The organism is Pseudomonas sp. 57B-090624 (genome assembly GCF_003234055.1).
GTDB lineage: Bacteria > Pseudomonadota > Gammaproteobacteria > Pseudomonadales > Pseudomonadaceae > Metapseudomonas > Metapseudomonas tohonis.
Genome location: NZ_QKRU01000068.1, coordinates 1 through 20,718, shown reverse-complemented (window position 1 = coordinate 20,718; position 20,718 = coordinate 1). Strand labels below are relative to the sequence as shown.

The window sequence follows — 20,718 nt, the reverse complement described above, 5'->3', positions numbered from 1 at the left end:
CCACCCCCTCACACATCAATGTGTGGATTTGAGCGAAGAAAGTTGGAGCAGCCGCCAACGCCCCTCCAGGAGGCCGAACGCAGTCGTTGCGCCGGGGGACGAGCGGCATGGATGCCGCGAGAGGCGCGCCAGGCCATGGATGGCCCATCGCGCCGGCCCCCAGAGCGACGATGGAGTGAGGGAACCCCGGCGAAGCCGGGGCCGGATGATGGGGCAAGCCCTTTTGGTTTCTTTTGGGGCGACTGCCAAAAGAGACTCGCCCGGGGGGCGAAACCAGAAACATCACCAGAGCTCGGCAATCAGCAGGGCTCAATTCTTCTAGCAACACTTAACGCAGACAGAGCCAATGAATTCGCCCCTACGGTCATGTCGCACCGGTGTGCCATGATCGGGGCCACCCAGCTATTCCAAAGCAGAATAGTCAACCTCAAGGCTTTCATTATTCGCTTATAGGCGCCTTCCCTAGACTCCTCCGAAATCCAAGAATCGGAGGTTGTCGTGTCCACTCCCCTGCCCTTGCTGCGCCATTTCATCGCGGGCGAATTCGTCGCCAGTGACAAGACCTTCCCCAATATCTCGCCCATCGACGGGCGCGTCCTGAGCCAGGTCTGCGAAGCCGACGCCAGCCAGGTGGAACGCGCCGTCGCCGCCGCCAAGGCCGCGCAGGAAGGGCCCTGGGCCGACTTCAGCCCGAGCCAGCGCGCCGACATGCTGATGCGCATCGCCGATGGCATCGAGCGCCGCTTCGAGGCGTTCGTCGCCGCCGAGGTCGCCGACACCGGGCGCCCGGTGCAGCAGGCGCGCACCCTGGACATCGCCCGGGGCGTGCATAACTTCCGCACCTTCGCCGAGCTGGTGCGCCAGGCCGGCAGCGAGTTCTTCGAGATGCGCGCCGCCGATGGCAGCGAGGTGTTCAGCTACACCGTGCGCAAGCCCCACGGCGTGGTGGCGATCATCTCGCCGTGGAACCTGCCGATGCTGCTGCTCACCTGGAAGGTCGCCCCGGCCCTGGCCTGCGGCAACTCGGTGGTGGTCAAGCCGTCGGAGGATTCGCCCTCCAGCGCCACCCTGCTGTCCGAGGTGATGCAGGAAGCCGGGCTGCCCGCCGGCGTGTTCAACCTGGTGCACGGCTTCGGCCCCAACTCCGCCGGGGAATTCCTCACCCGCAACCCGGACGTCGACGCCATCACTTTCACCGGTGAGTCGCGCACCGGCGCCACCATCATGAAGGCCGCCGCCGAGGGCGTGCGTGACGTCTCCTTCGAGCTGGGCGGCAAGAACGCGGCGGTGGTCTTCGCCGACTGCGACTTCGACGCGGCGGTGGCCGGCGTGCTGCGCTCCAGCTTCACCAACTCCGGCCAGGTGTGCCTGTGCTCGGAGCGCGTCTATGTCGAGCGGCCGATCTACGAGCGCTTCGTCGCCGCCATGAAGGCCGGCGCCGAGAAGCTGAAGATCGGCTACCCCGACGAAGACGGCGTGAACATGGGCTCGCTGATCTCCCACAAGCACCGCGACAAGGTGCTCGGCTACTTCGAACTGGCCCGCAGCGAAGGCGCCGTCGAAGTCACCGGTGGCGGCGTGCCGGTGTTCGGCGACGAGCGCGACAACGGCGCCTACGTGCAGCCGACCATCTGGACCGGCCTCGGCGACGACGCCCGCTGCGTGCGCGAAGAGGTGTTCGGCCCGGTCTGCCACATCGCCCCCTTCGACAGCGAGGACGAGGTGGTGCGCCGCGTCAACGACTCCGCCTACGGCCTGGCCACGGCTCTGTGGACCCGCGACCTGAAGCGCGCGCACAAGGTCTCGCGGCGCTTCCGCGTGGGCATGGTCTGGGTCAACACCTGGTTCCTGCGTGACCTGCGCACGCCCTTCGGCGGCGCGCGCCTGTCCGGCCTCGGCCGCGAGGGCGGCCGCCATTCCCTGGATTTCTACTCCGAGATCACCACCATCTGCGTCAACGCCTGAGCGGGAGCCCCACCATGCATGCAGCACTCATCGAAGCGGCCAGCCGCCTGCGCCAGGCGGAACGCAGCGGCCAACCCTGCGCCCCGGTGCGCGACCTGATCGCCACCGCCCTGGCCGAAGACCCGACCCAGGACCCGGTCGCCCTGGCCTATGCCGTCCAGCGCTACAACACCCTGGCCGCCATCGACGCCGGCCTGCGCCCGGTGGGCCACAAGATCGGCCTGACCTCCCGCGCCGTGCAGAAGCAGCTGGGCGTCGACCAGCCGGACTTCGGCCTGCTGTTCGCCGAGCGGGCCCGGGGCGACGGCCAGCCCATCGCCTGGGACGACACCCTGCAACCCAAGGTGGAAGCGGAGATCGCCCTGGTGCTGGAACACGACCTGTGCTTCGAGCGCCACACCGTGGCCGACCTGATCCGCGCCACCGCCTTCGCCCTGCCGGCCATCGAAGTGGTCGGCAGCCGCATCGCCAACTGGGACATCCGCCTGGTGGACACCATCGCCGACAACGCCTCCTCCGGCCTCTTCGTGCTCGGCAGCCGCCCGGTGACCCTGGACAAGCTGGACCTGGTGCGCTGCGGCATGAGCATGACCCTGCGCGGCGAGCCGGTGTCGGTCGGTGCCGGTGCCGCGTGCATGGACAACCCGCTGAACGCCGCGCTGTGGCTGGCCGACACCATGGTCCGCCACGGTGCACCGCTGCGTGCCGGCGACATCCTCCTCACCGGTGCGCTGGGGCCGATGGTCGCCGTGCAACCGGGCGACAGCTTCACCGCGCACATCCAGGGCCTGGGCAGCGTCACCGCCGCCTTCGCCGCCGCGCAATGACCGGAGCCCCCATGAACAGACAGAAACTCAAGGCCGCGATCATCGGCTCGGGCAACATCGGCACCGACCTGATGATCAAGATCCTGCGCAACGCCCAGCACCTGGAAATCGCCGCCATGGTCGGCATCGACCCGGCCTCCGACGGCCTGGCCCGCGCCGCCCGCCTGGGCGTGGCCACCACCCATGAAGGCGTCGAGGGGCTGACCCGCCTGCCCGAGTTCGCCGAGATCGACTTCGTCTTCGATGCCACCAGCGCCGCCGCCCATGTGCAGAACGATGCCTACCTGCGCAGCGTGAAGCCCGGCATCCGCCTGATCGACCTGACCCCGGCGGCCATCGGCCCCTACTGCGTGCCGGTGGTGAACCTGGAGCAGAACCTGCAGCAGACCAACGTCAACATGGTCACCTGCGGCGGCCAGGCCACCATTCCCATGGTGGCGGCGGTGTCCCGCGTGGCCCGCGTGCACTACGCCGAGATCATCGCCTCCATCGCCAGCAAGTCCGCCGGCCCCGGCACCCGCGCCAATATCGACGAGTTCACCGAGACCACCTCCAAGGCCATCGAAGTAATCGGCGGGGCGGCCAAGGGCAAGGCGATCATCATCATGAACCCGGCCGAGCCGCCGCTGATCATGCGCGACACCGTCTATGTGCTGAGCGAAGCGGTGGACCAGGCGCAGGTCGCCGCCTCAATCGAAGAAATGGTCGCCGCCGTGCAGGCCTATGTGCCGGGCTACCGCCTCAAGCAGCAGGTGCAGTTCGAGGTGATCCCCGAATCGGCGCCGCTGACCCTCCCCGGCCATGGCCGCTTCAGCGGGTTGAAGACCTCGGTGTTCCTCGAAGTGGAAGGCGCCGCCCATTACCTGCCGAGCTACGCCGGCAACCTCGACATCATGACCTCCGCCGCGCTGGCCACCGCCGAACGCATGGCGCAGTCGCTGCTGAACCGCTGAGGAGCACGCCATGACCGCCACCCCCGGCAAGAAGCTGTACATCTCCGACGTGACCCTGCGCGACGGCATGCACGCCATCCGCCACCAGTACTCGCTGGAGCAGGTGCAGACCATCGCCCGCGCCCTGGACCAGGCCCGCGTGGACTCCATCGAAATCGCCCACGGCGACGGCCTGCAGGGCTCGAGCTTCAACTACGGCTTCGGCGCCCACACCGACCTGGAATGGATCGAGGCCGCCGCCGATGTGCTGCAGCACGCGCGCATCGCCACCCTGCTGCTGCCCGGCATCGGCACGGTGCACGACCTCAAGGCCGCCCACGCCGCCGGCGCCCGGGTGGTCCGCGTGGCCACCCACTGCACCGAGGCGGATGTCTCCCGCCAGCACATCGAGTACGCCCGCCACCTGGGCATGGACACCGTCGGCTTCCTGATGATGAGCCACATGCAGACCCCCGACGGCCTCGCCCGCCAGGCCAAGCTGATGGAAAGCTACGGCGCCACCTGCATCTACGTGGTCGACTCCGGCGGCGCCATGGGCATGCAGGACATCCGCGAGCGCTTCCGCGCACTCAAGGCCGTGCTCGACCCGGCCACCGCCACCGGCATCCATGCCCACCACAACCTCTCCCTGGGCGTGGCCAACTCCATCGTCGCGGTGGAGGAAGGCTGCGACCGCATCGACGCCAGCCTCGCCGGCATGGGCGCCGGGGCCGGCAACGCGCCGCTGGAGGTGTTCATCGCCGCCGCCGAACGCCTGGGCTGGCACCACGGCACCGACCTGCTGGCACTGATGGATGCCGCCGACGACATCGTCCGCCCACTGCAGGACCGCCCCGTGCGCGTGGACCGCGAAACCCTCGCCCTGGGCTATGCCGGCGTGTACTCCAGCTTCCTGCGCCATGCCGAGGTGGCCGCCGCCCGCTACGGGCTGAAGACCGTGGACATCCTCGTCGAGCTCGGCCAGCGCCGCATGGTCGGCGGCCAGGAAGACATGATCGTCGACGTCGCCCTCGACCTTCTCGCCCAACGCCAGGAGCCGCGCCCATGAGCACCGATATCGCCCGCATCGCCACCGCCCTCGACCGCGCCGCCCGCCAGGCCGAGCCGCTGGCACAGTTCAGCACCAGCAGCCCCTTTTCCCTCGACGAGGCCTACCTGATCCAGCGCGCGTCCATGGCCCGTCGCTACGCCGACGGCGAGCGCATGGTCGGGGTCAAGCTGGGCTTCACCAGCCGCGCCAAGATGATCCAGATGGGCGTCGACAGCCTGATCTGGGGCTGGCTCACCGACGCCATGCTGGAAGAGGACGGCGGCGTGGTGGACCTGGGCCGCTTCATCCACCCGCGCGCCGAGCCGGAGGTGTGCTTCGTCACCCGCCGCGCCATCGAGCGCCCGCTCACCCAGCTGGAGGCGGCCGACTACCTGGAGGCCGTGGCCCCGGCCATCGAGATCATCGATTCGCGCTACCAGGCCTTCAAGTTCAGCCTGGAGGACGTGGTGGCCGACAACTGCTCCTCGTCCGGCCTGGTGGTCGGTGCCTGGTCGCGGGACTTCGCCGGGCTGGCCAACGCCGGCGTGCTGATGCGCATCGACGGCCGCGTGGTCCAGGCCGGCTCCACCGCCGCGATCCTCGGCCACCCGCTGCGCAGCCTGGTACAGGCCTCGCAGCTGCTGGCCCGCGCCGAAATCGCCCTTCCCGCCGGCAGCCTGATCATGGCCGGCGCCGCCACCGCCGCCGAAGCCCTCACCCCGGGCGCCCACGTCAGCGTGGAGATCGCCGGCTACGGCGAATGCGGCTTCACCTGCAGCGCCGCCCGCGCGCCCCAACAAGGAACCCGAGCATGAATGACAACCGCTCCACAGTCGTGGCCGGCAAGGCCACCCCACGCGGGCGCTTCCCGCACATCAAGCGCGCCGGCGACTTCCTCTACGTCTCCGGCACCAGCTCGCGGCGCCCGGACAACAGCTTCGAGGGCGTGGAGGTGGACGCCATGGGCACCACCAACCTGGACATCCGCGCCCAGACCCGCGCGGTGATCGAGAACATCCGCGACATCCTCGCCAGTGAAAACGCAACCTTGCAGAACCTGGTGGAGATCAGCACCTTCCTGGTCGACATGAACGACTTCGGCCCCTACAACCAGGTCTACGCCGAGTACTTCGACGAGAGCGGCCCGACCCGCACCACCGTCGCCGTGCACCAGTTGCCGCACCCGCACCTGCGCATCGAAATCAAGGCCGTGGCCTACGCCCCGCTCAATCGCTGAGAACAACAAGATGGACAAACACCACTTCAGCCCGCCGCTCAACTTCAACCGCTGGATCGAGGAGCACGCGCATCTGCTCAAGCCGCCCGTGGGCAACCAGCAGGTGTGGCAGGACGCCGACTTCATGGTCACCGTGGTCGGTGGCCCGAACCAGCGCACCGACTTCCACGACGACCCGATGGAAGAGTTCTTCTACCAGTTCAAGGGCAACGCCTACCTGAACATCTGGGACCGTGGCCGCTACGAGCGCATCGACCTGCGCGAGGGCGACATCTACCTGATGGCGCCCCACGTCATCCACTCCCCGCAACGCCCCGAGCCCGGCAGCCTGTGCCTGGTGATCGAGCGCCAGCGCCCCGCCGGCCTGTACGACGCGCTGCAGTGGAGCTGCGCCCACTGCGGCACGGTGATCAAGCGCTACGAGATGCAGCTGCAGAGCATCGTCAACGACCTGCCCCCGGTGTACGAGCAGTTCTACGCCACCCGCGAGGCCGAGCGCCGCTGCAGCGAATGCGGCGAGATCCACCCCGGCCGTGACTGGCAGACCTGGCACCGGACCCTGGAGGCGGCAGCCCGAGCATGAAAATCGATATCCACTCGCACTTCTTCCCCACCATCACCCGGGAGGAAGCCGCACGGCTCAACCCCGAGCGCGCGCCCTGGCTGCACAGCGACGGCCGCAGCGGCCAGATCATGGTCGGCGACAAGCCCTTCCGCCCGGTGCACGACGTGCTCTGGGACCCGGTCCGGCGCATCGAGCACCTCGATGAGCAGGGCCTGGACATCCAGATCATGTGCGCCACCCCGGTGATGTTCGCCTACGACGCGCCCATCGAACGCGCCCTGCCCTGGGCCCAGCTGATGAACGACCGCGCCCTGGAGATGACCGCCCGCGCCCCGGACCGCCTTAAGGTGCTGGCCCAGGTGCCCCTGCAGGACATAGACGCAGCCTGCCGCGAGGCCAGCCGCGCCAAGGCCGCCGGCCACGTCGGCGTGCAGATCGGCAACCACGTGGGCAACCACGACCTGGACCACGACAACCTGGTGACCTTCCTCAGCCACTGCGCCAACGACGGCATCCCGGTGCTGGTGCACCCCTGGGACATGATGGGCGGCGAGCGCATGCGCAAATGGATGCTGCCCTGGCTGGTGGCGATGCCGGCGGAAACCCAGCTGGGCATCCTCTCGCTGATCCTCTCCGGTGCCTTCGAGCGCATCCCCGAGTCGCTGCGCATCTGCTTCGCCCACGGCGGCGGCGGCTTCGCCTTCCTTCTCGGCCGCGTCGACAACGCCTGGCGCCACCGCGACATCGTCCGCGAGGACTGCCCGCAACTGCCCTCGAGCTACGTGAAGCGCTTCTTCGTCGACTCCGCCGTGTTCGACCCCCGCGCCCTGCAGCTGCTGGTGGAGGTGATGGGCCCGGACCGGGTCATGCTCGGCTCCGACTCGCCCTTCCCCCTGGGCGAACAGCGCATCGGCTCCGGCGTGCTCGAACACCCGCGCCTGGACGACGCCGACAAGGCACGCATCTGCGCCGGCAACGCCCGGGAGTTCTTCGGCATCTGATACCCCCTCCATCACGCCTCCTGACTCAAGCCCTGGTCCGCACCGTCGGACCAGGGCTTTTTTATGGGCATGGTTTCCGTAGGGCGGGTGAAACCCGCGACACCCCGCACCGCCTGTGCAGCATGGGTTTCGCTTCGCTCTACCCATCCTACGAACTGCATCCCTGTATGGGCTCAGGTATTCCCCGGCACATCGCCTGGTGGATGAAAAGAGCGTCATCCACCCTACATCCCGATCAACCTCGGGGCTGGGTAGAGCGCCGCTAAACCCATCACCTCCGGGCCCCAACCCGGCTCATCGGCCCGGCCTCGCGTAGGGTGGATGACGCTTCACCCATCCACCAATCGGCATGACCGGCGTGCACCGGACATGCCCCATGCACCGCCGCCGCAATGTGCTTTCCGGCGACATCGTTTGGTGGATGAAAAGAGCGTCATCCACCCTACATCCCGATCAACCCCGGGGCTGGGTAGAGCGCCGCGAAACCCATCACCTCCGGGCCCCAACCCGGCTCATCGGCCCGGCCTCGCTTAGGGTGGATGACGCTTCACCCATCCACCAATCGGCGTGACCGGCGTGCACCGGACGTGCCCCATGCACCGCCGTATCGCGGGCAATAAAAAACCCGCGACAGCGTCCTGTCGCGGGCGGGGGTGTGGCGGGTGGGCTAGAACTTGAAGCGCACGCCGAGCTGCATGCCTTCGGGGTTTTCGTCGGCGAGCGGGCTTTCCAGGTTCCAGCTGATGGGGTAGCGCACATCCGAATCACGCGTGTGGTGGATGTAGGCGTAGACGCCGTAGAGGTCGATGTTCTCGTCGTAGTTGTAGATGTAGCCGAGGTTGATGCCGGCGGCGTCGCTGAGGGCTTCGTCCTTGCGGTCGTCCTTGTAGATCAGGCTGACGGCGACGTTGTGCTTGTTGCCGAAGTTGTGCCGCAGGCCCAGCTGCAGGTCGCTGCCGTTGGATTCGAAATCCACCCAGGGCGCGTAGGCGTAGTAGCCGGTGTAGCGGTGGTAGACGGCGGTCAGGTCGGTCTTGCCCATGCTGTACACCGCCGTCAGGTAGAGGTCGGTGGCGTACTCCATGCTGTCCTTGTCCCAGAGGTTGCGCTGGTACTTGCGGTCCAGGGCGCCGGAGAAGTACCAGGGGCTGTCGGCCCAGTAGTCCAGCGCCACGCTGTAGACACGGCCGTCGCGGCTGCCGTCCTTCTCGCCCTGGGTGGCCATGCCGCGGAACTCGAAGCCCTCGATGCGCGGGCTGATGTACATCAGCGAGCGGTCTTCACGCCAGGGCGCATAGAACACGCTGACGTTGTTGATCAGGCTGTATTCGTTGCCGAACAGCGGGTCGGCGTAGCCGTAGGCGTTGGCCGAGGGCGTGTCCTGGCGCCCGGCACTGAGGGTGCCCCAGCGCTTGGAGATGATCTGGGCATAGGCTTCGCGCTTGCCCATGTCGTCATCGGAATGGGGGTTGTACATCGCCTCGTAGACGCCCTTCACCGAGAGGTCGTCGGTGAGCGCCTGGTCCGCCTTGAACTGGATGCGGTTGGCGCTGAGACCGGCACCGGTGACCCGCTCCACGGTGTCCCCGCCTGAGGTGGCCACCTCGTAGGTGACGTCGATGATCCCGGATATCTCGATTCCCGCGAAGGCGTGCCCGCTCACAAGCGGAAGTGCGAGTAGAAGTTTGCGCATGGGTTGCTCCGATCGAACAGGGTGAGCCCGCGGCGGCCATCTCCCCGCCGCCGCGCGCTCTATTTTTCTTATTGGGTTTTGTTGTTATGGAGCCGCAGGGTCAGTCCCGGGACGGCCAGGGCTTCTTCGGTGCGTCGAAGCTCGGCGTGCCCAGCAACGGCGTCGACAGTGCGTAGAAGCCGTGGTTGGTGAAGACCCAGATCAGGTTGCGGTCGTACTCGGTGTAAGCGCTGTGGGTCAGGTTGCCGACCGCGTAGCTGGCCACGTTCTGGGTGTCGAAGGGCGGCACGAAGTAGGCGCCGATGGTGGGTTTGGCCGGGTCACGCACGTCGAACACCTGCACGCCGGCGTTGTAGAAGGCGTACGGCAGGATGCCCTCGCGGGAGACGCCGGGCTGGGTGTAGTAGCCGGTGCGCTTGGGCCCGAAGCTGCCCTTGCGCTGGCAGAAGTCGGTGAAGGCGGCATCGGCCGGCGGCGTCGGGCGCGGCAGCACGTGCTTGATGGCGGGCTTGGCCGGGTTGCTCACGTCCACCGCGTAGATGTCCTTGTAGGCCTCGTAGCAGTCCTCGGACAGCGGGTAGCCGCTGAAGTACACCAGTCCGGTCTTCTCCACCTGGGAGACGTCGATGTTGTCGCCTTCGGTGCCGGCCACGCTGACCGGGAAGTCCACGTGCCCCACCACCTTCATCGCCTTCGAATCGGTGATGTCGACCACGTACAGGCCCATGCCGCCCATGGCCGCGTAGCCGTACTTGCCGCCCTGCTCCACCGGTTTGGGGATGAACAGCGACATGCGCGCGCCCATCCAGGAGGCGCGGTTGCCGGCGCGCGGGTTGGCCTTGAACACGGCCTCGTGCTCGGGGTCGCCGACGATCTGGCCGGGCACGGTGAGCACGTCCAGCAGCTTGGGGTCGGCCGGGTTGGACATGTCCCAGGACTGGTAGCCGGCGTTGTACAGGTCGTTGGGGTATTCGGTGAGGGCGTACTTGTCGCTGGGGGCGGCGGCCACGTACATCACATCGCCGCCGAAGTAGGCCGGGATGTCACGCACGCCGGAGCCTTCCTGCTCGCCGATGGGCGCGTTGGGGTGCTCGATGTCGGTGGTGCGGGTGGCGATCAGCTTCCAGTCCGCCGGCAGCGGGCCGTTCATCTCGTAGACCTTGAAGCCCTTGAGGTGCTTGGACTTGCGGATGGCCTCGACCTTGTCCGGCTCGCGGTACTTGTCTTCCAGCACGCCGAAACGACGCACCTCGAAGGACTGCACCATGATGTTCTTGCCCAGCTTCTTGTTCCACTGGATGGAGGCCGCGCCGAACATGTCGTCCGCCGGGTAGGGGTTCTGCTCCTCGCCCGGGCCGTTCGGGCCCCAGGTCTCGCCACGGGTAAGCAGCAGCTTCACGTCCTTGGGATGGGTGATGTCGAAGATCTTCAGGCTGCGGCGCACGTACTGGTACAGGTAGCGCTTGCCGTCGAAGTCGACGATGTTCTGCCAGGTGTGGAAGGGCTCGACCACGATGGGGTAGTAGGCCTCGACCTTCATGTTCTTGATGTAGGTCTTGCTGTCCCAGTAGTCGAGCTGGCCGGCGAAGGGCTGGCCGCCGTGGGAGAAGGGCGTGGCCGCCGGGTGGGTGAAGACGCCGGTCTTCTTGTCCAGGCCGTAGCTGCCCGGCGCCGGTTCAGGTGGGGTCCTGTCCGGCGACAGCTCGGCCTGCCGCTTCACGAAGGGGTCGACGATGTTGATCGGGCCGTGGCCCTCGGCGCGGGCATAACCGCCCAGCAACATGCCGAGGATCACGGATGCCGCGACGCCGGTCTGGATGAACGGAACGCGAGCCTTGGAAGGGAGCAGCCTTGTTTTCATTATTCACTCCGTCAGTTGTGCCCGATTGGGCAGTGCTTGCCATTGCAGAAATCGATGTGGGTGACGCCCCCGGCCAGGCGTGCTGGCCGGTCAGAACAGGTCGATGGGGTAGTCGGTGATCAGGCGGAAGTCGTCGAGGTCGCCCGAGCCCTGGTCGCGATCGGCGCGGTGCCAGGCCTGGCGCGCGCGCAGGCTCAGGCCCTTGGCCGGCCCGGCCTGCACCACGTAGCGCAGCTCCAGGTTGCTTTCGCGGTGCTCGCCATCGGCGCCGTAGCGCCCGGCGTAGGGGCTGCCGGCGGGAATCCGGCTGCCGTCGATGCCCCAGCCGCGCACGTGACGGGCCATCAGCGACAGGCCGGGCACGCCGTAGCGCTCCAGCGCCAGGTCGTAGCGCACCTGCCAGGAGCGCTCATTGGGGCCGTTGAAGTCGGCGAACTGGGCGGCGTTGGGCAGGTAGATGGAGGCGCCCTGGTCCCGCCCGTTGCGGCCATTGCGGTCGTTGTCGCCCACGCCCAGGTAGTCGAACGGCGTATCGCCGTCCACCCGTTGCAGCCCCAGCAGCCAGCGGTGCGCGCCGCTGCGCAGCCAGGTGGCGGCGCCCAGGGTGGTGGTGTCGATATCGCCGGCCCGCGCCTGGCCACTGTCGGTGGTGCGGTAGAGGGTCAGCGTCAGGCCCAGTTCGCGGTCGGCGGCCAGCCCGTGGCGGCCGTCGAGGCTGGCGTAGTACTGGTTCCAGATGTCCTTGAAGCGCGCGCCGTAGAGGCTCAGATCCAGGCCGGGGGCGACCCGGTAGCGGCCGCCCAGGTAGTCGGCGCGCGGGGTGATGACGCCCGCCATCACCGCCCAGAGGTCGCCGTCGCCGTTGGTGGTCACCGGGCTGGTGGACGAGGTGAAGTGCCCGGCCTGCAGGTCGAGCCCGTCGATCTCCTGGCTGACCAGGGCAATGCCGGTGGCGGTCTGCGGCACGATGCGGAAGTGGCTGACGCCGAACACCGGGGTGTCGGGGCGCTGCTCGCCGAGCGTGAGCACGCTGCGCGAGTAACGCAGCTTGAGGGCGGCGCCGGCCTTGGCGTACTCGTCGGCAGGCTGGCCGTCGTCGTGCACCGGGAGGTTGCCGGTGCCGCTCTTGTTGGCCGGGGCATCGAGCTTCAGCCCGAGGTAGGCGAAGCCGTCGAGGCCGACACCGACGGTGCCTGCGGTGAAGCCGGAGGCGTACTGGGCGACGACGCCCTGGGTCCAGTCGCGGGCGTCGCGGCGGCCATCCTCCTTGCTGCGGTTGAAGTAGGAGTTGCGCAGCAACAGGGTCGCCTGGCTGCCGGCGACGAGGCCCGGCGCCGGCTCGCTCGCCGCAAGGGCGAGCGGGCAGGCACAGGCGGCCAGCAGCAATGCCGGGAAGGTTCTGCGCAACATGGTTCGAGCCTCGTGGATTCTTGTTGTTCTTCGCTGTCGCGCCTTTCCCCGGGCGCGTGCGGGCATCGGCCCGCCATGGACGGGTCGTGTTGCCTTCAGGGGGTGCGGGCCGTCCCTGGCCCGGGGATCAACGCTGGATCGGCAGCGGCTTGGGCGCGTCGCCTTCGAGTGGCGCCCGTTGCCGGAAGCGCAGGGCGTAGATCAGCAGGATCACCGCGAGGAACGGCAGGCCGCACAGCAGGGTGGGTGCGAACGCCTCGGTGAACAGCGTGGTGACCATCAGCGCCAGCATCAGCGCGAGGCCGGCGAGGCTGGTCCAGGGGTAGCCCCAGAGCTTGAACGTCAGCGGCTGGCCGCCCTGGCGGCGACGGAAGAACAGGTGGGTGAGGAAGATGCCCGCCCAGGTGAACATCGCGCCGAACATGGCGATCGACATCATCAGGGTGAAGGCCTTCTCCGGGTACGCCAGGTACAGCAGGGTGGCCAGGGCGATGCCCACCGAGGACAGCAGCAGCGCCGGCAGCGGTACGCCCTTGCCGCTCAGGGTGCCGAACACCCTGGGCGCCTGGCCGGCACGGGACAGGCTGAACATCAGGCGGGTGGTGATGTACAGCTGGCTGTTCATCGCCGACAGCGCCGCGATCAGGATCACCGCGTTGAACACCGCGCCCGCATAGGGCACGCCGGTGGCTTCCATCACCATGACGAAGGGGCTCTGGCCGCCGGTGTTCTGGCCCCAGGGCACGATGGCCAGGACCAGGGCGATGGTCAGCAGGTAGAACACCACCAGGCGTACCACGGTGATGCGGAAGGCTCGGGTCACCGCGCTTTGCGGGTCCTTCGCCTCACCGGCGGCCACCGCGATCATCTCGATGCTGAGGTAGCTGAAGAAGGCCACGATCACCGCCACCCAGGTGCCCCACAGGCCGTTGGGGAAGAAGCCGCGGTCGTTGCCGTAGTTGGCGAAGCCGATGGCCGAATCCGCCGGCGCGCCGTACACCACCCAGGCGCCGAGCAGGATGAAGACCACGATGGCGCACAGCTTGAGCAGCGAGAACACGTACTCGATGGCGCCGAACACCTTGACGCTGAAGGCGTTGGCCAGGATCAGCGCCACGGAGAAGGCCACCATCCAGTAGCCGCCCGGCACCTCGGGGTACCAGTACTTCATGTACATGGCCGCGGCGGTGATCTCGGTGCCCACCGCGAAGACGATGGACGACCAGTAGGCGTAGCGGATGGCGAAGCCGAAGCCGGGTGACACGTAGAACTCGGCGAAGGAGCCGAACGAGCCGGAGGTGGGGTGGCGCACGGTCATTTCCGCCAGGCAGCCCATCAGCAGCAGGGCGATCAGCGCGCCGATGCCGTAGCTGACCAGCACGCTGGGCCCGGCGAAGCCGATGGCGAATCCACTGCCGAGGAACAGGCCGGTGCCGATGGCGCCACCGATGGCGATCATCGACAGCTGCCCGCTGGTGAGGCTCTGCTTGAGGCCTTTTTCCCGGTCTACCAATTGTTCGAATGAGCTTGTTGTTTTTGTCATCGCATTCTTGCTCCAGGGTTTGGCGGGGGCTCAGGTCACCGATTTACGGGCCAGGAACTCCGGGCGGTCCCATTCTTTTCGTTCGAGGATTTCACGCAGTGCCGCCACGCATTCCCAGACGTCCTGGTAGCGCGTGTAGAGGGGGGTGAAGCCGAAGCGCAGGATGTCCGGCGCACGGAAGTCGCCGACGATGCCGCGGGCGATCAGCGCCTGCATCACCGGGTAGGCGTCGGCGTGGGCCAGGGACACCTGGCTGCCGCGCTGCTCGGCGTCGCGCGGGGTGCGCAGCTCGATGCCCAGGCCTTGCAGCTCCTGGTCGCAGAGCCGGATGAACAGGTCGCACAGGGCCACGCTCTTGGTGCGCAGGGCCTGCATGTCGACGTCTTCGAACACCTCCAGCGCCGCCTCCAGGGCCAGCACGCCGAGCTGCGGGGCGGTGCCCACCAGCATGCGGTCGATGGTGGCGTGGGGCGCGTAGTCGTGGCTGAAGTCGAAGGGCCTGGCGTGGCCGTGCCAGCCGGTCAGCGGCTGGCGCACCTGGGCGATGTGGCGCTCGGCGACGAAGACGAAGGCCGGCGCGCCGGGGCCGCCATTGAGGTACTTGTAGCCGCAGCCCACGGCGAAGTCGGCGTTGGCGCCGTTCAGCTCGATGGGCATGGCGCCGGCCGAGTGGCACAGGTCCCAGACCACCAGGGCGCCGACTTCATGGGCGCGGGCGGTGATGGCGGCCATGTCGTAGCGGCGGCCGGATTTGAAGTTCACGTGGGTCAGGGACAGGATCGCGACGCTCTCGTCGAGGGCGTCGAGCACCGCGTCCGGCTCCACGCAGCGCAGCTCGCAGCCGGTCAGCTCGGCCACGCCGTCGGCGATGTAGACGTCGGTGGGGAAGTTGCCGCGCTCGGCCAGGATCACCTTGCGCGAAGGCTGCATGCGGGTGGCGGCCACCAGCACCTTGAACAGGTTGATGGAGGTGGAGTCGGCCACTATCACTTCGTGGGCCTGGGCACCGATCAGTCGGGCGATCTTGCCGCCGGTGCGCTGCGGGGCCGGGTACCAGTCGGCGTCGTTCCAGGAGCGGATCAGGCCATGGGCCCATTCCTTGCGCATCACCCTGTCGATGCGCGCCGGGACGTGGGCCGGCATGGCGCCGAGGGAGTTGCCGTCGAGGTAGATCTCGTTGGGCGGCAGGTCGAAACGGGCACGGAACTGACCCATTCCGTCCTCGTCGTCGAGGCGCACGAAATCATCGCGGGTGAGAGGGGCGCTGCTGGACATGGCGATTCCTTGACTGCTTGTTCTTATCGGTTGCCGCAGGTGCCCGGCGCGGGTCCGGGGCACCTGTTCGCATTAGGGTGAGCGGATGCTACCCCTCAGTCGCCATTACCCGAAAATAGAAATGCCCGAAGCAACTATTCCGAGCCGTTATAGCCAGCCACGACGGCTGGCCCGCTGGAAAACGCCCTCGACTGCACCTGTTCAAAGCCCCCGCAGGCAGCTAGCGTGGAGCCGGTCGCCTCACTGCCCTGGGGAACTCATGGATTCGGAGTCGCTGCACATCCTGCTCGTCGTACTGGCCGCGATCGGCGTCCATCTCGGCGTGCGCTGGTACATCATCCGCGGACTGGCGCCGGAAGAAGAACCCGGCAGCGAGGACGACTGGCTGGCCTGAGGCGCCGCCCTGCTCTGCTTTTCACGCCCGCAACTGCCGCTGTTTCCGGTGCCATGCCGCTCCCATAGTGATGCCCCTTCGACTCGTCATTCGGAAGGCGTCGCCATGCTGCGCGGGATGTTCCAGCTGCTGTCGTTCCTGCTCCTGGGCTCGGCCCTCAATCACCTCCTCCTTCCGCTGTTGCCGGGGCCGGTGCTCGGCCTGCTCCTGCTGCTGGCGTTCCTGGTGATCCGTGGCGAAGTGCCGGCGGCACTGGGGGACGCCAGCGGCCAGTTGCTGAAATACCTGCCCTTGCTGCTGGTGCCGCCGGCGGTGGGGATCATGCTGCACGTCGAGACCATCGGCCGCGACGTCTGGGCCATCGCCGCCGCGCTGCTGGGCTCCTTGCTGGTGGGCATCCCGCTCACCGGCTGGCTGATGCAGGCGCTGATCCGCCGCAGCCGCCCGGAGCGCCGCCCATGAGCACCCCGCTGCTGCCCGGTGTCAGCGACCACCCGCTGTTCCACCTCGCCCTGACCCTGGGCGCCTACCAGTTGGCGCTGCTGCTGTTCGAGAAAACCCGCTCGGTGCTGGCGCAACCGGTGCTGGTGGCGACCCTGCTGGTGGTCGCCGCCCTGCTGGCCTGCGGCATCGACTACGCCACCTACCGCAGCGCATCGAGCATGCTCTGGCTGCTGCTGGGCCCGGCGACCGTCGCCCTGGCGGTGCCGCTGTACCTGAACCTGCCGCGCATCCGCCAGCTGTTCTGGCCGGTGCTCATCGCCCTGGGCGTGGGCGGCACGGTGACGCTGGCGCTGACCCTGCTGCTGGCCCACCTGCTGGGCGCCGGCCACGTGATGCTGATGACCCTGGCGCCGAAGTCGGTGACCTCGCCCATCGCCATCCTGGTGGCCGAGCAACTGGGCGGCAGCGCCTCCCTCGCAGCCGTCTTCGTGATGATCACCGGCGTGCTCGGCGCGGCCCTGGGCCCGGCCCTGCTGCGCCTGGCACGGGTCACCCACCCCGCCGCGCGCGGCCTCGCCCTGGGCCTCAGCGCCCACGCCGTGGGCACCGCCCAGGCGCTGCAGGAAAACAGCGAAACCGGCGCCTTCGCCGCCCTGGCCATGAGCCTGGCGGGCGTGGCGACGGCAGTGCTGTTGCCGGTGTTGCTGGGGTGAGGTGCCGGGCTGAACAGGCCAGGATCAATAGGCGCAGAAATCCGCGTCCGTAGAACGTGGATCTACCTTTGGCTCCACGGGAGGGGAAGCACCGCCAGGCCTCGGAACATGCAGCCGCTGCTCGCTCCACACGTAGGGTGTGCTGCGCGCACCTGGGCTTCACCGGAGGCACCGAGTTGCGGTGCGCACGGCACCCCCTGCGGCACGAGTTCGTCCTTCAGCGACAGCACCGATGACTCATGACCACGCCCTACGGACGTGGTTGCCCAAGCCAATGGAAGACGACGCGCCGGATCAATTCGGCGTGGCGACCATCTGCTGCTTGCGCGCGCTGTCCTTCTGCTGGCGGTAGGCCTTGGCCGCGACGGGGATGGGGCCGCTCTTGCCGGTTTCCACCCAGCGGCGCATGCGCGTGGCGTCGGCGAAGTGGGTGTACTTGCCGAAGGCGTCGAGCAGCACCATGGCCACCTGCTGGTTGCCCATGCGGGTGCGCATCACCAGGCAGTGGCCGGCCTCGTCGGTGAAGCCGGTCTTGGTCAGCTCGATGTTCCAGTCGGCCTTGCGGGTCAGGTGGTTGGTGTTGCTGAAGCCCAGGCTGTAGCGCGGCTTGACGAAGGTGATGGTCTTTTCCTTGGTGGTGCTGAGCTCGCTGAGCAGCGGGTACTTGCGGCTCTCGACCAGCAGTTGCACCAGGTCACGGGCGGTGGAGACGTTGTTCAGCGACAGGCCGGTGGGCTCCACGTAGCGGGTGTGCTTCATGCCCAGGGCGCGGGCCTTGGCGTTCATCGCGGCGATGAAGGCGCCGTAACCACCCGGGTAATGGTGGGCCAGGGTCGCGGCGGCGCGGTTCTCGGACGACATCAGCGTCATCAGCAGCATGTCGTGGCGAGTGGCCTGGCTGCCCAGGCGCACGCGCGAGTAGACGCCCTTCATTTCCTTGGTCTGGCTGATGTCGACGTCGATGACTTCGCTCATCGACTGCCTGGCATCGAGCACCACCAGGGCGGTCATCAGCTTGGTGACCGAGGCGATGGGCACCACCAGGTCGGGGTTGTTGGAATAGATGACCTTGTTGGTCTTCAGGTCCAGCAGCATGGCGCTGCCGGAAGCGAGTTGCAGCTGCGCCGGGTCGCGCAGGGGCGAGGGGGTCTGGGCGTTGGCGGGGCTGGCGAGGGCCAGGCTGGTGCAGAGGAACAGGGCCTTGAAAAGCGAGGTTCGGATTTTCACGTGACGGGCTACCGGATGAAGATTGGGATGAAGATCGCCGTTGCGAACTGGTCGACATTATAGAGAACAAAAAGCCCGCCAATTCAGCCCCCAGCGCTCGCCGGCAGGCATTTTTTTCGCAGCATGTTCGCAGCGGGAGGGCCAAGCGAAGCGGGAGATCGGGGCAGAAGGCAGCCCCAACACGCGGGCATGACCGATACGTAGGGTGGAGGTCGCTTTTTACCTCCACCAAGCGGAGCCGGCCCAGGCACGCTCTTGTGCCCGAGACGCCGAATCGATGGGTTTCGCGGAGCTCGCGGAACGCCGCCCGCCCCATCCTACGGAACTCGCGCCGGGCGGCACGATCACTCGCGGCGGTAATACTGCGTGGTGCCCTGCCCCGGAACCCGCTCGATGATCAGGCCGTTGGGGTATTCGGTGGTCTGGCGGATGCCGCCGCGCTGCTGGATGTCCTGGCTGCTGTAGCCGGAGCTGCTGCGGGTGGAGTTGATGTCGCTGGGCACGCGCTGCCCGCCGTACACGTCGTAGCGCTGGCTGCTTTCGTAGGTGTCGACGCTGCCGCTGGCGCCGGGGCTGACGTAGGCCTTGGGGATGACGCGGATGGTCTGCTGCCCATTCGGTTCGGCGGCCTGGGCGGGGATCGCACCGCTCGCCACCAGGGCCAGCAGCGCACAACGGAAGAGCTTCATGGCCGTACCTCGCTGAGGGATGGATGCCGATGATACGTCCGTTGGGCAACCGCTCCATGGCCCGGGTTCGGGGCCATGGCGGGTTTCGGATCAATGGCGGGAAAGGCACGTTGGCCGGCATCCTCGGCCAAGGCTGAAGCCCGAGCTAGGCCCTGACTCCAGTCACCTCATCGGTGGCGCACCTGTACGAGATTCTCAGCGCCGGCGAGCGGGGGATCGCACCGGCGCGGCAGGCCGAACTGGATGCTCTGGTCGGATGGCTGTCGACCAACTGTAGGTTGGCGAAAAGTGATGATTGGAGCCGTTCACCAGGGGCTGAAATCGGCCAGGAGCGGACGGCCGTGATGGGCAGTCTTAGGCCCGAAATCCCGGGACGATGCTGCACGTACGAAAATCAAAAACCAAATGTGGTGACATCTTTCAGGCGCGCTATCCCAGCGGCGCTGTTTTTCTTCACGATCTAGCGCCGCACGCATTGATTTACATGATGTACAGATAACCATCATGGTCAATAACACTGCGAGCAAGGTAGTGGGTTTCGTTTTTATAAAAAACTCGGCCCCCGACTAACGAATAAAGTGCGGTGAAGTACTGCACCAAATTGATTGCGTAATTGCCTCGTGACGAGGAGTTGCAGTCGCCGTGAATATATGGCGCGATACCGTCCATATGAAAGCCAACGTATAGGCAGTTGCCGGCCTCCTCGGCGAACATTAAACCCTTCGCCAGCTCCAGCGGAGCTTTCCGTTGTTCCGACCAATCGGGGAACTGTGCCGTCTCGTCACCGCCTTGCCATTTGAGGCGCTCGCTGGTGAAAAAGGTGGCCAGGCGCTGGAAGTCTTTTTCTTCCGCTTTTACGTAGCGCTGCAGTTCTCGCAGCCAGGCGGTACGTACCAGTTTGTCTTTGATCCGGACTTTCAGAAGCATGCCTTCGCTGGTGATGTGGTTGGCGAAGAAGTAGCCCCAGTGGTCGGCTTCGTCCTTGGTTTTCTGATGGGCTTTGAGCAGTGCAAGCGCGCTGTCGGCGTCTTCATCGAAATGGCGCAACACCGGTTTGGTCATGCCGACCCACCATTGGAGCTTGGCTTCACGAGCATCTTCTTCCGGGTCTGAGCCGCCCTCCCACGCCACATAGGTGCTCCAGTAACTACAGCCATCGCTGGAGGCATATATGTCGATCATCGTTTCACTGGTTGCCAACGCCCAGAACGCCAATCCCGGCAAGCCGCCTAGCCAGTCCATGAAGGCTTCCGCTTCGTCGCCTTGGATATGCAGCCCATACAATCCTTTGCCGACCCTCACCTGTTGCACGTTGAGGTCGGTGAAAACGGCGGGTTGTGGATGGCCCCGGTCGCCGGCGAACGTTGCTTCTAACCCTTGTAAAAACGCGGCGGTAAACGTCCCGTTCAACCCTTTAAGCAACACCGCGAGCTGATTGTTATCGGACTTCAAGACGATATTGAGCGATGACTCGGACATGGGAATTCCTAGAGCTGGCTGGGTTGAGGATATGTTGTGAAAAAAGAGGGGCGCCCTGCCGAGAGGGAAAGACCTGAACAAGAAGGTCCGGCCAGTATGTGATCCATCACAATACAGCTCCTGGTCAAAACGGCGCTTCGTCCGAAGCGAGAGATAGCCCAAGCAGTGGGCTTACGACAGGCGCTTATCTTCAGTTTGGCGGTAGCCAAATGCAACGGCTGGCACAAGTTTGTGCGCGAAAAAGGCCACCGTTTTATTTTCCTAGTCTCAACGTCCGCTCTTGGTCGATTCTGTTGAAAAAGTAGCTTTAGCGGCAGCCAGCCGGTCGGATGTGCCTGCTGTCGAAGTGGCTGCAAGCCACTTCAAGTTGCCTTCCGGCGTTTCACTGAGCGTCCTTGCTCAGGTTTGAGGG

The 20,718-nt window shown here is 66.7% G+C and carries 19 protein-coding genes; 11 read left to right on the top strand and 8 right to left on the bottom strand.

What is annotated here, in order from left to right; genetic code table 11:
- Positions 1 to 498: 498 nt before the first annotated feature.
- The 8 genes from DMX10_RS25485 to DMX10_RS25450 are packed head-to-tail and all read left to right on the top strand — an operon-like array spanning position 499 to position 7,578.
- On the top strand, positions 499 to 1,965 hold the full coding sequence (locus DMX10_RS25485) for a 2-hydroxymuconic semialdehyde dehydrogenase (RefSeq protein ID WP_111263722.1): 1,467 nt from the start codon (positions 499 to 501) through the stop codon (positions 1,963 to 1,965).
- Positions 1,966 to 1,979: 14 nt separating this feature from the next.
- Entirely contained in the window at positions 1,980 to 2,792 is an 813-nt protein-coding gene (locus DMX10_RS25480) for a 2-keto-4-pentenoate hydratase (protein ID WP_111263721.1), read from the top strand.
- Positions 2,793 to 2,803: 11 nt separating this feature from the next.
- Complete coding sequence (locus tag DMX10_RS25475; RefSeq protein ID WP_021218020.1) at positions 2,804 to 3,745, top strand: acetaldehyde dehydrogenase (acetylating); 942 nt, start codon at positions 2,804 to 2,806, stop codon at positions 3,743 to 3,745.
- A 10-nt stretch (positions 3,746 to 3,755) separates the two neighbouring features.
- Positions 3,756 to 4,793, top strand: a complete 1,038-nt coding sequence (gene dmpG / locus DMX10_RS25470; protein WP_111263720.1) for a 4-hydroxy-2-oxovalerate aldolase — start codon at positions 3,756 to 3,758, stop codon at positions 4,791 to 4,793.
- Positions 4,790 to 5,590, top strand: coding sequence for a 2-keto-4-pentenoate hydratase (locus tag DMX10_RS25465; RefSeq protein WP_111263719.1), 801 nt, complete (start codon positions 4,790 to 4,792; stop codon positions 5,588 to 5,590). Before dmpG ends, DMX10_RS25465 begins: the two co-directional genes overlap by 4 nt.
- A complete protein-coding gene (locus DMX10_RS25460) occupies positions 5,587 to 6,012 on the top strand; it encodes a RidA family protein (protein WP_111263718.1) in 426 nt (141 codons plus the stop codon). Before DMX10_RS25465 ends, DMX10_RS25460 begins: the two co-directional genes overlap by 4 nt.
- A gap of 10 nt (positions 6,013 to 6,022) precedes the next feature.
- Positions 6,023 to 6,595, top strand: a complete 573-nt coding sequence (locus DMX10_RS25455; protein WP_111263717.1) for a 3-hydroxyanthranilate 3,4-dioxygenase — start codon at positions 6,023 to 6,025, stop codon at positions 6,593 to 6,595.
- Positions 6,592 to 7,578 carry an amidohydrolase family protein gene (locus tag DMX10_RS25450; protein WP_111263716.1) on the top strand — a complete coding sequence of 329 codons (987 nt, stop codon included), beginning with the start codon at positions 6,592 to 6,594 and terminating at the stop codon, positions 7,576 to 7,578. Before DMX10_RS25455 ends, DMX10_RS25450 begins: the two co-directional genes overlap by 4 nt.
- Positions 7,579 to 8,245: 667 nt before the next feature.
- Here the strand turns inward: DMX10_RS25450 and DMX10_RS25445 are convergent.
- From DMX10_RS25445 to kynU, 5 genes are all read right to left on the bottom strand, one after another.
- Complete coding sequence (locus DMX10_RS25445) at positions 8,246 to 9,271, bottom strand: porin (protein ID WP_111263715.1); 1,026 nt, start codon at positions 9,269 to 9,271, stop codon at positions 8,246 to 8,248.
- Between the two features lie 100 nt (positions 9,272 to 9,371).
- A complete protein-coding gene (locus DMX10_RS25440) occupies positions 9,372 to 11,132 on the bottom strand; it encodes a hypothetical protein (RefSeq protein ID WP_158545628.1) in 1,761 nt (586 codons plus the stop codon).
- A gap of 90 nt (positions 11,133 to 11,222) precedes the next feature.
- Positions 11,223 to 12,542 carry an OprD family porin gene (locus DMX10_RS25435; RefSeq protein ID WP_111263714.1) on the bottom strand — a complete coding sequence of 440 codons (1,320 nt, stop codon included), beginning with the start codon at positions 12,540 to 12,542 and terminating at the stop codon, positions 11,223 to 11,225.
- A 127-nt stretch (positions 12,543 to 12,669) separates the two neighbouring features.
- Positions 12,670 to 14,085: an amino acid permease gene (locus DMX10_RS25430; protein ID WP_111263713.1), complete on the bottom strand. Its 1,416-nt coding sequence runs from the start codon at positions 14,083 to 14,085 to the stop codon at positions 12,670 to 12,672.
- 30 nt (positions 14,086 to 14,115) lie between these two features.
- The gene (gene kynU / locus DMX10_RS25425) at positions 14,116 to 15,360 is read right to left on the bottom strand and encodes a kynureninase (RefSeq protein ID WP_111263712.1); all 1,245 of its coding nucleotides are present in this window, start codon (positions 15,358 to 15,360) and stop codon (positions 14,116 to 14,118) included.
- Positions 15,361 to 15,619: 259 nt separating this feature from the next.
- Here kynU and DMX10_RS33295 point away from each other — a divergent pair, with 259 nt between their 5' ends.
- From DMX10_RS33295 to DMX10_RS25415, 3 genes are all read left to right on the top strand, one after another.
- Positions 15,620 to 15,754 carry a hypothetical protein gene (locus DMX10_RS33295; protein WP_256604861.1) on the top strand — a complete coding sequence of 45 codons (135 nt, stop codon included), beginning with the start codon at positions 15,620 to 15,622 and terminating at the stop codon, positions 15,752 to 15,754.
- 105 nt (positions 15,755 to 15,859) lie between these two features.
- Positions 15,860 to 16,216: a CidA/LrgA family protein gene (locus DMX10_RS25420; RefSeq protein WP_111263711.1), complete on the top strand. Its 357-nt coding sequence runs from the start codon at positions 15,860 to 15,862 to the stop codon at positions 16,214 to 16,216.
- Positions 16,213 to 16,911: an LrgB family protein gene (locus DMX10_RS25415; protein ID WP_111263710.1), complete on the top strand. Its 699-nt coding sequence runs from the start codon at positions 16,213 to 16,215 to the stop codon at positions 16,909 to 16,911. The genes DMX10_RS25420 and DMX10_RS25415 overlap by 4 nt, the downstream gene beginning before the upstream one ends.
- 294 nt (positions 16,912 to 17,205) lie before the next feature.
- On the opposite strand, the gene pbpG is transcribed toward DMX10_RS25415, so the two are convergent.
- The 3 genes from pbpG to DMX10_RS25400 all read right to left on the bottom strand — a co-directional run bounded on the left by pbpG (position 17,206) and on the right by DMX10_RS25400 (position 20,306).
- Positions 17,206 to 18,138: a D-alanyl-D-alanine endopeptidase gene (gene pbpG, locus DMX10_RS25410; protein ID WP_111263709.1), complete on the bottom strand. Its 933-nt coding sequence runs from the start codon at positions 18,136 to 18,138 to the stop codon at positions 17,206 to 17,208.
- Positions 18,139 to 18,482: 344 nt separating this feature from the next.
- On the bottom strand, positions 18,483 to 18,827 hold the full coding sequence (locus DMX10_RS25405; RefSeq protein ID WP_111263708.1) for a hypothetical protein: 345 nt from the start codon (positions 18,825 to 18,827) through the stop codon (positions 18,483 to 18,485).
- Positions 18,828 to 19,307: 480 nt separating this feature from the next.
- Positions 19,308 to 20,306: a hypothetical protein gene (locus DMX10_RS25400; RefSeq protein WP_111263707.1), complete on the bottom strand. Its 999-nt coding sequence runs from the start codon at positions 20,304 to 20,306 to the stop codon at positions 19,308 to 19,310.
- Positions 20,307 to 20,718 lie beyond the last annotated feature (412 nt).